At 61.5% G+C, this 13,153-nt stretch carries 14 protein-coding genes and 1 pseudogene; 8 read left to right on the top strand and 7 right to left on the bottom strand.

Features of this window, described 5'->3' with window-relative positions; all coding sequences use genetic code 11:
• Nucleotides 1-3 precede the first annotated feature (3 nt).
• Genes SM763_RS07440 through SM763_RS07430 form a run of 3 tightly spaced genes read left to right on the top strand, consistent with a single transcriptional unit; the run spans nucleotide 4 to nucleotide 2,883 of the window.
• Nucleotides 4-726 carry an ABC transporter ATP-binding protein gene (locus SM763_RS07440; protein ID WP_368998231.1) on the top strand — a complete coding sequence of 241 codons (723 nt, stop codon included), beginning with the start codon at nucleotides 4-6 and terminating at the stop codon, nucleotides 724-726.
• Between the two features lie 58 nt (nucleotides 727-784).
• On the top strand, nucleotides 785-1,816 hold the full coding sequence (locus SM763_RS07435; protein WP_065271618.1) for a branched-chain amino acid ABC transporter permease: 1,032 nt from the start codon (nucleotides 785-787) through the stop codon (nucleotides 1,814-1,816).
• On the top strand, nucleotides 1,813-2,883 hold the full coding sequence (locus SM763_RS07430) for a branched-chain amino acid ABC transporter permease (RefSeq protein WP_065271619.1): 1,071 nt from the start codon (nucleotides 1,813-1,815) through the stop codon (nucleotides 2,881-2,883). The genes SM763_RS07435 and SM763_RS07430 overlap by 4 nt, the downstream gene beginning before the upstream one ends.
• 703 nt (nucleotides 2,884-3,586) lie before the next feature.
• Here SM763_RS07430 and SM763_RS07425 read toward each other — a convergent pair.
• The 3 genes from SM763_RS07425 to SM763_RS07415 all read right to left on the bottom strand — a co-directional run bounded on the left by SM763_RS07425 (nucleotide 3,587) and on the right by SM763_RS07415 (nucleotide 6,383).
• Nucleotides 3,587-3,946: an aspartate-semialdehyde dehydrogenase gene (locus SM763_RS07425; RefSeq protein WP_065271620.1), complete on the bottom strand. Its 360-nt coding sequence runs from the start codon at nucleotides 3,944-3,946 to the stop codon at nucleotides 3,587-3,589.
• A 143-nt stretch (nucleotides 3,947-4,089) separates the two neighbouring features.
• Complete coding sequence (locus SM763_RS07420) at nucleotides 4,090-5,112, bottom strand: aspartate-semialdehyde dehydrogenase (protein ID WP_368998130.1); 1,023 nt, start codon at nucleotides 5,110-5,112, stop codon at nucleotides 4,090-4,092.
• Between the two features lie 95 nt (nucleotides 5,113-5,207).
• Nucleotides 5,208-6,383 (bottom strand): MFS transporter, encoded by a 1,176-nt coding sequence (locus SM763_RS07415; RefSeq protein WP_368998129.1) that lies wholly within the window; start codon nucleotides 6,381-6,383, stop codon nucleotides 5,208-5,210.
• A 150-nt stretch (nucleotides 6,384-6,533) separates the two neighbouring features.
• Here SM763_RS07415 and SM763_RS07410 point away from each other — a divergent pair, with 150 nt between their 5' ends.
• Nucleotides 6,534-7,700, top strand: coding sequence for a DUF3095 domain-containing protein (locus tag SM763_RS07410; RefSeq protein ID WP_368998128.1), 1,167 nt, complete (start codon nucleotides 6,534-6,536; stop codon nucleotides 7,698-7,700).
• Between the two features lie 6 nt (nucleotides 7,701-7,706).
• On the opposite strand, the gene SM763_RS07405 is transcribed toward SM763_RS07410, so the two are convergent.
• Nucleotides 7,707-8,357 (bottom strand): carbonic anhydrase, encoded by a 651-nt coding sequence (locus SM763_RS07405; RefSeq protein WP_368998127.1) that lies wholly within the window; start codon nucleotides 8,355-8,357, stop codon nucleotides 7,707-7,709.
• Nucleotides 8,358-8,534: 177 nt separating this feature from the next.
• On the opposite strand from SM763_RS07405, the gene SM763_RS07400 reads away from it, so the two are divergent.
• From SM763_RS07400 to SM763_RS07385, 4 genes are all read left to right on the top strand, one after another.
• Entirely contained in the window at nucleotides 8,535-8,894 is a 360-nt protein-coding gene (locus tag SM763_RS07400) for a hypothetical protein (protein ID WP_065271624.1), read from the top strand.
• A gap of 124 nt (nucleotides 8,895-9,018) precedes the next feature.
• On the top strand, nucleotides 9,019-10,422 hold the full coding sequence (locus SM763_RS07395) for a leucyl aminopeptidase family protein (protein WP_368998126.1): 1,404 nt from the start codon (nucleotides 9,019-9,021) through the stop codon (nucleotides 10,420-10,422).
• Nucleotides 10,419-11,189 (top strand): C40 family peptidase, encoded by a 771-nt coding sequence (locus SM763_RS07390; RefSeq protein WP_368998125.1) that lies wholly within the window; start codon nucleotides 10,419-10,421, stop codon nucleotides 11,187-11,189. The genes SM763_RS07395 and SM763_RS07390 overlap by 4 nt, the downstream gene beginning before the upstream one ends.
• A 13-nt stretch (nucleotides 11,190-11,202) precedes the next feature.
• Nucleotides 11,203-11,484 (top strand): hypothetical protein, encoded by a 282-nt coding sequence (locus SM763_RS07385; RefSeq protein WP_368998124.1) that lies wholly within the window; start codon nucleotides 11,203-11,205, stop codon nucleotides 11,482-11,484.
• Between the two features lie 42 nt (nucleotides 11,485-11,526).
• Here the strand turns inward: SM763_RS07385 and SM763_RS07380 are convergent, their stop codons facing one another.
• The 3 genes and pseudogenes from SM763_RS07380 to SM763_RS07370 all read right to left on the bottom strand — a co-directional run bounded on the left by SM763_RS07380 (nucleotide 11,527) and on the right by SM763_RS07370 (nucleotide 13,110).
• Nucleotides 11,527-11,871, bottom strand: a complete 345-nt coding sequence (locus SM763_RS07380) for a DUF2794 domain-containing protein (protein ID WP_065271626.1) — start codon at nucleotides 11,869-11,871, stop codon at nucleotides 11,527-11,529.
• A 31-nt stretch (nucleotides 11,872-11,902) separates the two neighbouring features.
• Nucleotides 11,903-12,382, bottom strand: coding sequence for a YqfO family protein (locus tag SM763_RS07375; protein WP_368998123.1), 480 nt, complete (start codon nucleotides 12,380-12,382; stop codon nucleotides 11,903-11,905).
• Nucleotides 12,375-13,110 (bottom strand): annotated as a pseudogene (locus SM763_RS07370) (ArsR/SmtB family transcription factor). Before SM763_RS07370 ends, SM763_RS07375 begins: the two are co-directional and overlap by 8 nt.
• Nucleotides 13,111-13,153 lie beyond the last annotated feature (43 nt).

The raw sequence follows: 13,153 nt of genomic DNA, 5'->3' as shown, positions 1-13,153 counted from the left end.
CCAATGTCTGATCCGATCCTGAAACTCGAAGGCGTCTATACCAACATCGCGCAATACCACATCCTGCAAGGGGTGGATCTGCAGGTGCCGCGCGCGGCCGTGACCATGCTTCTGGGCCGCAACGGCGTCGGCAAGACCACCACCCTGCGCACCGTGATCGGCCACTGGCGCGCCCATAAGGGCCGCATCCTGTTCGATGGCGAGGACATCACCAAGCTGCCCACCCCGGCGATTGCCCGCATGGGGCTCGGCTTCGTGCCCGAAGACATGGGCATCTTCGCCGATCTCACGGTCGAGGAAAACATGGTGCTGGCCGCCGTCTCCGGTCCGATCAACTCGGCCCGGCTCGACTGGATCTTTGCCGCCTTCCCGCCGCTCAAGACCTTCTGGAAATCCGAGGCCGGAAACCTGTCGGGCGGGCAGAAACAGATGCTGTCGATTGCCCGCGCCATGGTCGAGGAACGCAAGCTTTACCTCATCGACGAGCCGACCAAGGGTCTGGCACCCGCCATCATCTCGACCATGGCACGCGCCCTGAAGGATCTCAAAGATCAAGGCGCCTCGGTGCTGCTGGTGGAACAGAACTTTGCCGTCGCCAAGGCGCTGGGAGACAGTGCCAATGTGATGGACGACGGGCGGATGATCTGGTCCGGCGAAATGCAGGAGCTGGCAACCGATGCGGCCCTGCAGGAACGCCTGATGGGCCTCAGTCTGGAGGCACATTGATGACTGTCCTGACGCCAATTCGCCCTGAACAGCAGATAAACCTATTGGGAGGCCAGCCATGAGCGCCGCACCTGAACACGCCCCCAAGATGGCCGACGTTTCACTGCGCGACCGTATCGCACCGCATATGCCAGTCCTGCTGGTGCCGCTGATCGCCATCGCCGGGTTCCTCGCCATCCAGAACCCCTCAAGCTGGCTGACACTGACGGTGTCGGGTCTGGCCATGGGGATGATGATCTTCATCATGGCTTCGGGCCTGACGCTGGTCTTTGGCCTGATGGATGTGATCAATTTCGGCCATGGCGCCTTTGTCTCGGTCGGGGCCTTTGTCGGCATTTCGGTGCTGCTGCTCCTTGGGCATATGACCGAGGCGCCCTCGCTGCTCCTGAACCTTACGGCGCTGCTGGTGGCGGTGCTGGGCGCCATGATTGCCACTGGCATCATGGGCTGGGCCTTTGAAAAGGTGATCGTGGAGCCGGTCTATGGCCACCACCTGAAGCAGATCCTGGTGACCATGGGCGGGTTGATCGTTGTGGAACAGCTGATCGTCGTGCTCTGGGGCCCCGAGGAAATCTACATCCTGCGTCCCGAGGCGCTGAAAGGCGCGATCACCTTTGCCGGGGCCGCGATCGAGAAATACCGTCTGGTCGCCGTTGGTGTGGGCCTTGCGGTGTTCCTCGCGATGCGCTGGGTGCTGCGGCGCACCAAGATTGGCTTAATCGTGCGCGCTGGCGTTGAGAATGGCGAGATGGTGCAAGCCCTCGGCTATCGGCTGCGACTGGTCTTCGTCGGTGTCTTCATCGCCGGGTCCGCGCTCGCGGGTCTGGGCGGCGTGATGTGGGGCCTCTACCAAGAGGTCGTCACCGCCCATATGGGTAATCAGGCGATGATCCTGATCTTCATCGTGGTGATCATCGGTGGGCTTGGCTCGGTCGAGGGCTGTTTCATCGGCGCCCTGCTGGTCGGGCTTTTGCAGAATTACATCGCCTTCATCGAACCCAAGGCGGCGCTGATTTCCAACATCGCCCTGATGGTCACCATCCTGATGTGGCGCCCGATGGGCATGATCCCGGTGGTAAAAGCAAAATGATACGTACCCTTCTTTCGGGCGATATGCCCCGCTCCGTGCCGCTGGCGCTGATTCTTGGTGTGATCCTTGTCTGCCTGGCGCTGGCGCCCTTCCTCTTTCCCGGCGTGCGCACGGTGGATACGGCAGCACGCATCTGCATCTTCATTGTGTTGGTCGCCAGCTACGACCTGCTGCTCGGCTATGGCGGTATCGTCAGCTTCGCCCATACGATGTTCTTTGGTATCGGCGCCTACGGGGTAGCGCTGGCCTCGACCCATCTGGGGCGCGGCTTTGACTCCATCGCCATCGGCGCCATCGCCGGAGCAGGCGTTGCAGCGCTTCTGGCGCTGGTGATCGGCCTGTTCTCCCTGCGGGTGCGGGCGATCTTCTTTGCCATGATTACGCTGGCGGTGGCTTCGGCTGTCGCGGTGCTGGTCAGCCAGCTCTCGGGCCTGACCGGCGGCGAAGACGGGCTGACCTTCAAGACCCCGCGCGAGCTGGGACCGGCCTTCAAATTCGGCAAGGAAGCCTTCGACGGCCAGCTGTTCGGGGTAAAACTGAACGGCAAGCTCCTGGCCTATTACTTCGTTTTCATCGGCGCGCTGGTGCTGTTCCTCGGGCTGCTGCGGGTGGTGAACTCGCCCTTTGGCCGTGTCCTGCAGGCAATCCGCGAAAACGATTTCCGGGCCGAGGCAATCGGCTACAAGGTGGTTTACTACCGGGTAGCGGCCACCTGCCTCTCGGCAGCAGCAGCTGCCCTCGCTGGAGCGCTCTATGCCGTCTGGCTGCGCTACGTGGGGCCGGACACCTCACTGTCGATGGAGATCATGATCGATATCCTGCTGATGGTAGTGATCGGCGGCATGGGAACCATGTATGGCGCAGTCGTTGGCGCAACGCTCTTCGTGCTGGCGCAGAACTATCTGCAAAACCTGATGGGCGCCGCGTCCGAGCTGACCAGCGCTCTGCCTCTGCTACCGGACCTGCTCAATGCGGACCGCTGGCTGTTGTGGCTGGGCGTCCTGTTCATCCTCAGCGTCTATTTCTTCCCGACCGGTATCGTAGGCCGCCTGCGCAACAGCGGATAGGGTCCCCGGGTCAAGGGCGGCGCAGCCGCCGCACCACAGGTGCGGTTCACCCTTGACGCGGATACATACCCAATAATCGATCTGGCGTCTTGAGAGGCAGAATGGCCCCTCAAGGCGCCTCTCAGCAAATCCCTGCGCCGCGCAAGCGGCGCCAGACCCAACCAACAGAGACAGATCTTCGATCCGGCAATGGTGGGCGGGAGCCCACGGCTCGCCCGCCTGACCTCAGGAACCGCTATCGAGACATTAGGGGCTAGACAGGCAAACAGGGCGCCGAGAGAGAGCGGCACCCTGTTCAAAAAACTGCGCAAATATCAGCCCGGCACCGTCAACGCCGCCAACCACCAATCCCAAGGTAGGGATGCAATGTCCGACCACTGCCAAAGGGGGGGCAGGATGGCGGGCCGGACGGGACTGGTTGTCAGCGACGTCAGGGACAGTGCAGGATCTCAAGACCCCGCGGGAATAAGTAAACCTTACCGTATTTCGGAGGCTGCGCCTATCTGCCCGAAGGGGCAAACAGCCGGGCCATTTTTGCGTTAACCTAGCCAAAAGGATAGATGTTGCTGCTGGTACGCGGCAACGCGCTGTGGACCGGGGGCTGGGGGCTGATACGTTGCGGGCCGGTCCGCCTCTCACCACAGCCACCACAGGAAGCACCCCCTCCGGATGGCCGCTCTCTCTCGGCGCCGCTCAGAATGCGCTAGTTGCGCACCGGCAGTTTGCGCACTGCGCGGGTCGGGGCGGTTTTCTTGAAACGCTGCTCCAGCTCTTCGACAGGGTAGCCGAGGAAGCTGCAGGTGCAGATCTGCACGTGGCTGTGACCATCATAAAGATGCATGTGGCCTTTGGCGCGTTTCATGTAGAACCCCTTGGCCTGCAGGGCGCTGCGCAGCTCGGACCAGCTGGTCGCATCATCGAAAATCGGACACAGAGATATACGCAGCTGGATCATCATCTCGGTGTCCAGGCGGCTTTGATCGCAGGCGCTGGACCAGGCCGTCTGGGCCATGGCTGCATCGCCGGTCGTCACGGTTTCACGTTCAAAATCATGGGAGTACATGGCAGCGTTCCTCGTTTTCTCTGGCCCTTACCAGCATGGTCTTGTTTGTGACCACAATGGGGCGGCTGCCGGATGCAAATGGGGCCACTTCTTGCGAAATGGCCCCAGTTTTATTTGGTTTTTAGAGCAAGTTGCGCTGCAACTCAGCCCTTTTTCAGAACCTCACGGCCCAGGAGTTCGGCAATCTGCACCGCGTTCAGCGCTGCGCCTTTGCGCAGGTTGTCACTGACGCACCACAGGTTCAGACCATTGTCGATGGTGCTGTCCTGACGGATCCGGCTGATGAAGGTGGCATAGTCGCCAACGCATTCGACCGGGGTCACGTAGCCACCGTCTTCGCGCTTGTCGATCACCATGATGCCCGGCGCTTCGCGCAGGATGTCGCGCGCTTCGTCTTCATCCAGATGGTCTTCGAACTCGATGTTCAGCGCTTCGGAGTGGCCAACAAAGACCGGCACGCGCACACAGGTCGCGGTGACCTTGATGGCGGGATCGACGATCTTCTTGGTCTCGGCGACCATCTTCCATTCTTCCTTGGTCGACCCGTCTTCCATGAAGACGTCGATATGCGGAATGACGTTGAAGGCGATCTGCTTGGGGTAGACCTTGGGCGGCACATCCTGAGTCGGATTGTAAACGGCCTTGGTCTGGTCCCACAGCTCATCAATCGCTTCTTTGCCCGAACCGGACACCGACTGATAGGTGCTGACGATCACGCGCTTGATCTTGGCGCGGTCGTGCAGCGGCTTCAGCGCGACGACCATCTGCGCGGTCGAACAGTTCGGGTTGGCGATGATGTTTTTCTTGGAATAGCCGTGCACCGCCTCGGGATTCACCTCGGGCACGATCAGCGGGATGTCCGGATCGTAACGGTACAACGAGGAGTTATCGATCACCACGCAACCCGCAGCCGCCGCCTTGGGCGCATACTTCTTGGTCGCGTCCGAGCCGATGGCGAACAGCGCCATGTCCCAGCCGGTGAAATCGAAGGTGTCCAGATCCTGGGTAGTGAGGGTCTTGTCGCCAAATGTCACTTCGGTTCCCAGGGATTTGCGGCTTGCCAGAACGGCAACCTCATCCACCGGAAACTGGCGCTCGGCCAGAATGTTCAGCATTTCGCGGCCCACGTTACCCGTGGCGCCCGCGATAACGACGCGATAACCCATATTAGTTTCTCCAGTTTTGCCCGGCCTCGTGGCCGGCTGCGGTGTCATATAGGGATTGCGCCAGAATTTAAAGGGCCACCATCACACCATCACCATCAATCCAGGCTATCACGGCTGAACAGATAGATCACACAGCCAAGGAGCAGGGAGGCCGCGAAAAACCCAAACAGGGCAATGTATGGCGCAGCAGGATCGCTCCCTTGTGCCATCTCTGCGTGAATGCGGCCGCTGGCAAATTGCATCAGTCCAACGCCACCGATGCCGAAAAAGTTCAAGAGCGTGACTCCGCGCCCCACCAGATGCGCAGGCACGAAGGCCCGGCCATGGGCGATCACCACCGGGAAGGAGGCGCCGAAGAAGCCGATCCCCGCCATCAGCGCGACCGGCATCCAGACCGGCGCGCCGCTCAGTACAATCAGGGCCACAAGGCCAAGAACCACCGCCATGCTACCGCCCCAGATCACCCATTTGCGCGTGCCCAGCATCCGGTCCAATGGCCCGTAGACAAAGGTGCCGAGGATCATCGCCACGCCCATGATCAGGGTGATCAGCCCGATCTGACCGGTCTCCATCCCGTAGACATCGGAAAAATAGGGACCGATCCACAATCCCCGGATCGCAGCGACCGGGGCATAACTGACCAGCATGATGGGAAAAATCGTCCAGAGCACCGGCATTTTCAAAAGGTCGAGCACCGAGCCTTTGACCTCTGTATGGCTCTTTGGCGGGTCCTTGACCGTCAGCCAGATCCCCGCCGCCACGCTGGCAGAAACGGCGGCCAGCCCGACCAGCGTCGCGCGCCAGCCGACCAGCTCTACTGCCAGCGCCGTGGGATAAGAGGCCACCAGATTGCCAACTGATCCAACCCCAAGCATCAGCGCCGCCAGAGTCGCAAACCGCACCGGCGGATAGGTCTGTGCAAAGATGAAATAGGAGGCCATCAGAACTGGCGAACAGCCGATCCCGATCAGGAACATCGCGACCGCAATGTGAAACGGCCCGCTTGCCAGGGCGAACACAAGCGCGCCGCCCCCACCACCCAGCAACAGCAAAACCGCTGCGCTACGTCTGGGGCCGATATGGTCCAGCGCCCAGCCGACGGGCAACTGCATCGCCGCAAAGGCCAGGAACCACATCCCCGATGCAAAGGCGAGATCGTCCGGTTTCACCCCAAGATCAGTGCCCAGTACCCCTGTGAGAACCGCCAGAAAAGCTCGGAAAAACTGGCTCAGCACATAGGCCAGGCACAGCAGAATCAATCCCGCCTGCATTCATATCCCCCCGATGCTTCTGTTGCGCGGCTCATGCCCGTCGCAAGAGGAGCATTAAATTACGCTGGTGTAACTTGCATGTTTGCCAGATCACTACAATTCCTTTGGAGACCGATATCCCTCGGAACGATTGGAACGGCCAAGGATGCGATGACACGGCAGGACAGGTTTTATGAACAGCTCCCCAAACATGGAGCCTTCTCGGCCCTGGCCCGTCCAGAGGTCTTTGTCCCGCTACCGCAGCACTGGGTGGTATGCTGCACCGACATCGTAGCCTCTACCGACCTGATTGCCGCCGGGGAATACAAGACCGTCAACATGGTGGGCGCCTCGGTCATTGCCGCCATGATGAACACACTCAGCGATACCGCCTTTCCCTATAGTTTCGGCGGCGACGGGGCATCCTTTGCGGTCGCTCCTGAGCACGCGGGCACCGCGCGCGAAACGCTGGCGCGGCTGCGGGATTGGGTCAGAGATGAATTCGGCATCACCCTGCGGGCGGCACAGATGCCGATCGAACGGATCCGCGCCGAGGGGTTAAACGTGACCGTTGCCCGCTATGCAGTGTCCGAGGATGCCGATTATGCGATGTTCTCGGGCGGGGGTCTGGCCTGGGCCGAACAGCAGATGAAGGCGGGTGCCTACAGCATCGGCGCGGCAGAGACCGAGGAACCTCCGGACCTGACCGGCCTGTCCTGCCGCTGGAGCAATACGCCCGCCCGCAACGGGCTGATCATGTCGCTGGTTGTCCTGCCCGTTGCAGGCACCGGACCGCATCAGTTTTCACAGATTGCCTCCGAACTGCTGGAGCTGACGGCACAACTGGACCGCAGCGGACACCCGGTCCCGGTCAGCGGCCCCGCTCTGAGGTTTCCGCCCCCGGGGCTGATGATCGAAGCGCGTCTTTCGCGGGGCTATATCCCGCTGTCTCTGCGCGCCCTGTGGCTGACCGCAGGGTCCGCCATTGCAAGGTTTCTGTTCGGGCGTGGCAAACCAACCGGCAGTTTTGATCCCGATCACTATCTGTCCGTGCTCAGCGCCAACTCTGACTTCCGAAAATTCGATGACGGGCTGAAGATGACCGTCGATTGTAGCCCTGCCGTGCGGAACCGGGTTCTGGACCTGTTGGAGAGAACACAACAGGCCGGGCAGATTCGCTTCGGCCTGCACGAACAGGACGCAGCCATGGTGACCTGTATCGTGCCCTCTGCCATGCGGGATGATCATGTGCATTTCGTCGATGGGGCTTCGGGCGGCTACACCCAAGCCGCCGCTGACCTGCAACGCCGGAGCCGGTCAGAAACGGAAACCGGCTGATAAGACCTAGACCTGCTGAAAGGTCGACGTCTTGGGATCATAGCATTCCAGGCCGCCTTCGCCGATGTCCGTCCACAGACCATGAAGGCTGAGCGAACCGTCGGCGACCGCCTTTTCGATGAAAGGGAAGGTCATCAGATTCTCAAGCGATGCGACAACCGCCTGACGCTCGAACTGGCGCGCCTGATTCTCTGCATCGTCGATGTCTTCGACCAAAGTGAACTTCGGCTTCAGGATGTCCATCCAGCGACCGACGAAACTTTCCTTCGCCTCCAACCCGGGCGCGTGGCCCTTACACATATCGATACAGCCTTGCACGCCTCCGCATTGGGAATGACCCAGCACGATCAGATGCGCCACCTTCAGAACCGTAACCGCATATTCGATCGTGGCACTGGTGCCGTGGTGGTCGCCATCGGGTGCATAGGGCGGCACCAGATTCGCGATATTGCGATGAATAAAGAACTCACCCTGGTCCGCGCCAAAGATCGAGGTGACGTGAACGCGGCTGTCGCAGCAGGAAATCACCATCGCGCGCGGGCGCTGCCCTTCGGAAGCCAGACGCCGGTACCAGCCCTGGTTTTCCTGATAAGCCGTCGCTTTCCAGCCGTGGTAACGCGTCACGAGATAGCTCGGCAGAGGCTTGGCGTATTGCATATGGTGCATTCCCTGATTTGAACCCTGACAGGGGTGATAGCCTGCATTGTCAGCAAATTCGAGAGATTCCAGCATCAGCTTGGAAACCTTTTGACAACTCTTGAGGGTCAAATTGGTCATCGTGCCGTGGGGGCATAGTGAACTGGGGTGAATGTGGTGACCAATATACTCACTGTCATGCATAAGGAAAACGTGCGTCTGGATCCGGGAAAGCTGTCCGAGCTGTATTCACAGCTGGGCGAAACCGGAGCCGAAGACGTCGTTTGCCGTGCAATTGAAGAACTGGCGGTCCGCCTTTCGCATTGCGAACGCTTGTGGCGTCAGAATGATATGGAAAATCTGCGCAAGAACGCGCGCTCACTGATCGCGATTTCGGATCAGATCGGCATGACCGCGATGGCGGCCATCGCCGGCGATGTGACCGACGCCGTCGACAGCAAGGATTCGCCGGCCATTGCGGCAACGGTGTTCCGCCTGCTGCGCGTTGGCGAAAGATCCCTGACCGCAGTCTGGGAACAGCAGGACCTCTCTATCTGAAGCCGACACGACCAGAACCCAAATCCAAAATCCGACCCACAGGCTGTATTCACGCAGGGCTTGCAGGCAACGCGGTGACGGATACTCTGACGGCTGAATAAGCCCCCATGACCGGAGTATCCCGATGACCCCCGTTTTTGCCGCACCCTGCGATAATGCTATTGTGCTTTATGTTATTGATCAGGCGTCCTGCGAAACCTGGCTGCAAACCCAGCCAGATCAGGTCGCAGGATGGGCGCGGGCAAATGGGTTCAAGGGAGCGATAGGTCAGGTGCTTCTGGTTCCGGCCTCCGATGGAAACGGCCCGGCAATGGCGCTGGCCGGATACGGCAACGCAGCACAGCGTGCGCGTCAGCGGTTTACGCTGGCGGCGGCAGCCGAAAAGCTGCCCGAAGGGGTCTATACACTTGCAAGCGGGGGCGATGGCGGCAACGCAATTCCCGAGACTGCTCTGGAACAGGAATGTTTCGGCTGGCTGATGACGCAGTATCGCTTTGATCGCTACAAGGAGGCCAAGGCGCCCGGCGCTGCTCTGGTGGCACCAGAAGGCGTCGATGCGAAAGCCGTCGAATCGCTGGTGGCCGCCGAATGCCTGACCCGCGATCTGATCAATACACCCGCCGCCGATATGGGCCCTGACCAGTTGCAAGCCGCAGCCGAGGACCTGGCCCGCGAATTCGGCGCCACGGCACAGGTGACGCTGGATCAGGACCTTCTGGAACAGAACCTGCCAATGATTCACGCGGTTGGCCGGGCCGCCACGGCGCGCCCCCGCCTCATTGACCTGCGCTGGGGCGACAGCGGACCAAAGCTGACTCTGGTGGGTAAAGGCGTCTGTTTCGACACCGGCGGGCTCAACCTCAAACCCGGCAGCAGCATGGGGTTGATGAAGAAGGACATGGGCGGCTCTGCCACCGTGCTGGGGCTGGCGCGGATGATCATGGCCGCAGGGCTGCCAGTGCAGCTGCGCGTGCTGATTCCCGCGGTTGAAAATGCGGTTTCCGGCAATGCCTTCCGGCCCGGCGATGTACTGACCTCCCGCAAGGGGCTGACGGTCGAGATCAACAACACCGACGCCGAGGGCCGTCTGGTGCTGGCCGATGCCCTGACGCTGGCAGATGAGGATAAGCCTGACCTGCTGATCTCCATGGCGACCCTGACCGGCGCCGCACGGGTGGCTGTGGGGCCGGATCTGGCGCCCTTTTACGCCAGCGCCGATGCGGATGCCGCTGCCATTGCAGGCACGGCGGGGCAGATGGCCGATCCAGTCTGGCGCATGCCTTTCCACGACCCTTATGAGACGATGATCGAACCCGGCATTGCCGATCTCGACAACGCGCCTGCGGGCGGCTTTGCCGGATCGATCACCGCCGCCCTTTTCCTGCGCCGCTTTGCGGGCAACAGCCGCTACATGCATTTCGACATCTATGGCTGGACGCCCAGCGCTGCCCCTGCCCGCCCCAAGGGCGGTGTCGGTCAGGGCGCGCGGGCAATCTTTGCCGCGCTGCCGGAGATGTTGAACCTATGAGCGGCCACGTGATGGACACCGCTGCGCAGGAGCGCGCGCGAATCGCCCTTCCGGTTGTCGATGTTCTGCGACGTCCCGATGGCCCGCGCGACCGGCAGTTTCTTTATGGGGCGCCGGTCGTGGTCCTCTCCTCACGGGATGGCTGGGCGCAGATCCGGGCCGAGAAGGATGGATATACCGGCTATGTCCCGGTGGCGGCCCTGACCGCGCCGCTGGAAGCAACCCATTGGGTCAGCGCCCCGGCGACCCATGCCTATGCGCAAGGTGATTTCAAATCGGCGGACCAATGCAGCCTCAGCTTTGGCAGCCTGCTGCGGGTCAGCGAAACCTCCGGGCGTTTCGCGGCAACTGAACTAGGGCATGTCCCCGCGACGCATCTGATGCCCATCGGCAGCCTGATGCAAGATCCGATCACCGTGGCCGAAGGGTTCCTTGGCACGCCCTACCTCTGGGGGGGCGACAGCCGCTTTGGCATCGACTGTTCCGGGCTGGTGCAAGTCGCGCTGATGGCCTGTGGCATTGCCTGTCCCGGCGACAGCGGCCCGCAAGAGCGGGATCTGGGCCGCGCCCTGCCCGAAGGCTGCACCTATATGCGCGGTGATCTGTTGTTCTGGAAAGGCCATGTTGCCCTGGTGCGCGACGGTGAAAGCATCATCCACGCCAATGCCCATGACATGGCAGTGGCTATCGAACCCCTGCAGGCCGCGATCACCCGGATCGCCGAACAGGGCGATGGCCCCGTCACTGCGCATAAACGCATATCTTGAAAAGGAGGGTCTGGTGCTGGAAATGAAAGCATTTGTCTCAGCTTTGTTTTTCTTGTCGTTGTCTTCCGTAGGGCATTCTCAAACGATTGAGGATTTGGCCGACTATGTTTCTGTCATGCCGCGGGGTACACTCGGCACCCCAGCCTACTGGATGGAGATGAAGTCGCTTGTGGGGTGGGAAAGAATGATCCTGGTCATTGGCTATGCAAGCAATCAGCCTGTTTGTGAACTGATGGTTCGCATGGGTTCAGAACAGTCCCCTGATCGGGAGTTTCGCTGTACTGCTGCGAACTAATCCAACAAAGGAGCCTCCTGGTTTGAGGGACCGACAAAAGGCTCAGTCGACGGCGCGGATCAGCTTGCGCTCCAGCACCCGCAGCACGGTTTTCAGATCGTGCCCCCGCTTCAGGATCTGGCCGTCGATGCCCACCACCGAATACTGTCCTTGACGGTTGCGCAGCTTGGGGCGTTTTTCGATCCGGTAGAGCGGGTGTTCAGCGGTGCGCCGAAACACCGAAAAGACAGCGCATTCCCGCAGCGAGGAAATCCCGTAGTCTCGCCACTCCCCCGCAGCGACCATGCGACCGTAAAGGGAAAGGATCACCGACAGTTCTTTGCGGTCGAATGAAACCTGCTCTGGGATGCCTGCCCCGGGGAATGACGCCGTGTTTTGAAAGCTCATGCCATCAGGTTCGCGTCAATCGGGGCGGGAATCAAGCGGTTTCGGCGCGCACGCCCCCATCGCTGCGATGCACATCGGGCACCCAATCCGCATCCGCCCGGTTCCAGAACCGGTTGGGATTGCCTTCGTCCTGTCCGCGGATATGCAGGGTGCGGCTGGCTGCAAGCAGCTGGATCACCGGCTCTTCATAAGGGTGAACGTCATAGATCGCCCGCAGCAGCGGATCGAGATCAGCGCCAGTTTGCGGCACAAAGACCTGCACTTCGACGCAAGGCACCTCTACCGCCGCTTCGCTGGCCCTGTTGACCCCGCCCGGACGCGAGCGGAACTGCTGCACCCCCGTCGCGGTGGTGAACCCCACCTGATCATAATCGCCCCAGCGCAGCGGATCACAGGCGACAATCGCATCCATCACCTTTGCGGCGTCACCCTTTGGCACCTGCACCAGCAGCCGGGTGCCAGTCTGAACCGTATAGCGTTGGTCCTGCCTGTCGGTTCTGATCTCAGACATGGGGTCCTCCCTCACTCAGTTCCATCGCACTCCCGGACAACTCCAGCCCCAGGATCTGCTGCAGCGCCCTGCGGCCCGGCGCGGTGAGGGTCAGCCCTCGCTTGTGTTGACGGCGCAGCATCCAGCCGCGCTCCAGCGCATGAGACAGCAGTTGCCGCCCCAGCGGTCCCGCCACATGCAGCCGCCGTTCGGTCCAGTCGAGACAGGGCCGGGCAAAGGGCTGGCGCATGCTGCGTTGCGGATCCGGCAGGGTGACCCCAAGCGGCGCCCACAGATCGGATGGGACGGTATCGAACCCGCCGTCCCGTTCTGCCAGCATCCCCCGGCGCAATAAGGCCTGCGTCATCGCCACCGCCAGCGGCCCGGCCAGATGATCATAGCAGCTGCGCACCTCGGCCAGTCCACCCGCCTTGCGGCGCTGCGCCAGATACAGACGCGATTGCGGCCAGTTGTTCCAGCGCTTGGGCAACCTCGGCCCCGGACAGCCGGTGATAAACACAGCGGCCCCGTTTCTCCGCCACCACCAGCCCGGCCTCCTGCAACATCCGCAAATGCGCGGTCGCCGTCTGCGGCGTGATCCCGGCGGCTGCGGCAAGCTCTTTGTTGGTATAGGCCCGCCCCTCCATCAGCTCACACAGCATCCGGGTGCGGCTGGCATCGCCGATGGCCTGCCCCAGAATATCAAAACGCGGGGTCTGCGGGGGCTTATGCGGGTCTGGTCTGTTCATCTGATAACCCTAGGCGCTGCCGCCCCCGGCCCCAAGGGCAAAG

It is taken from the genome of Pseudophaeobacter sp. C1-32P7 (genome assembly GCF_041008775.1).
GTDB classification, from domain to species: domain Bacteria; phylum Pseudomonadota; class Alphaproteobacteria; order Rhodobacterales; family Rhodobacteraceae; genus Phycobacter; species Phycobacter gallaeciensis_A.
This window is presented reverse-complemented; position numbering and strand designations above follow the sequence as displayed.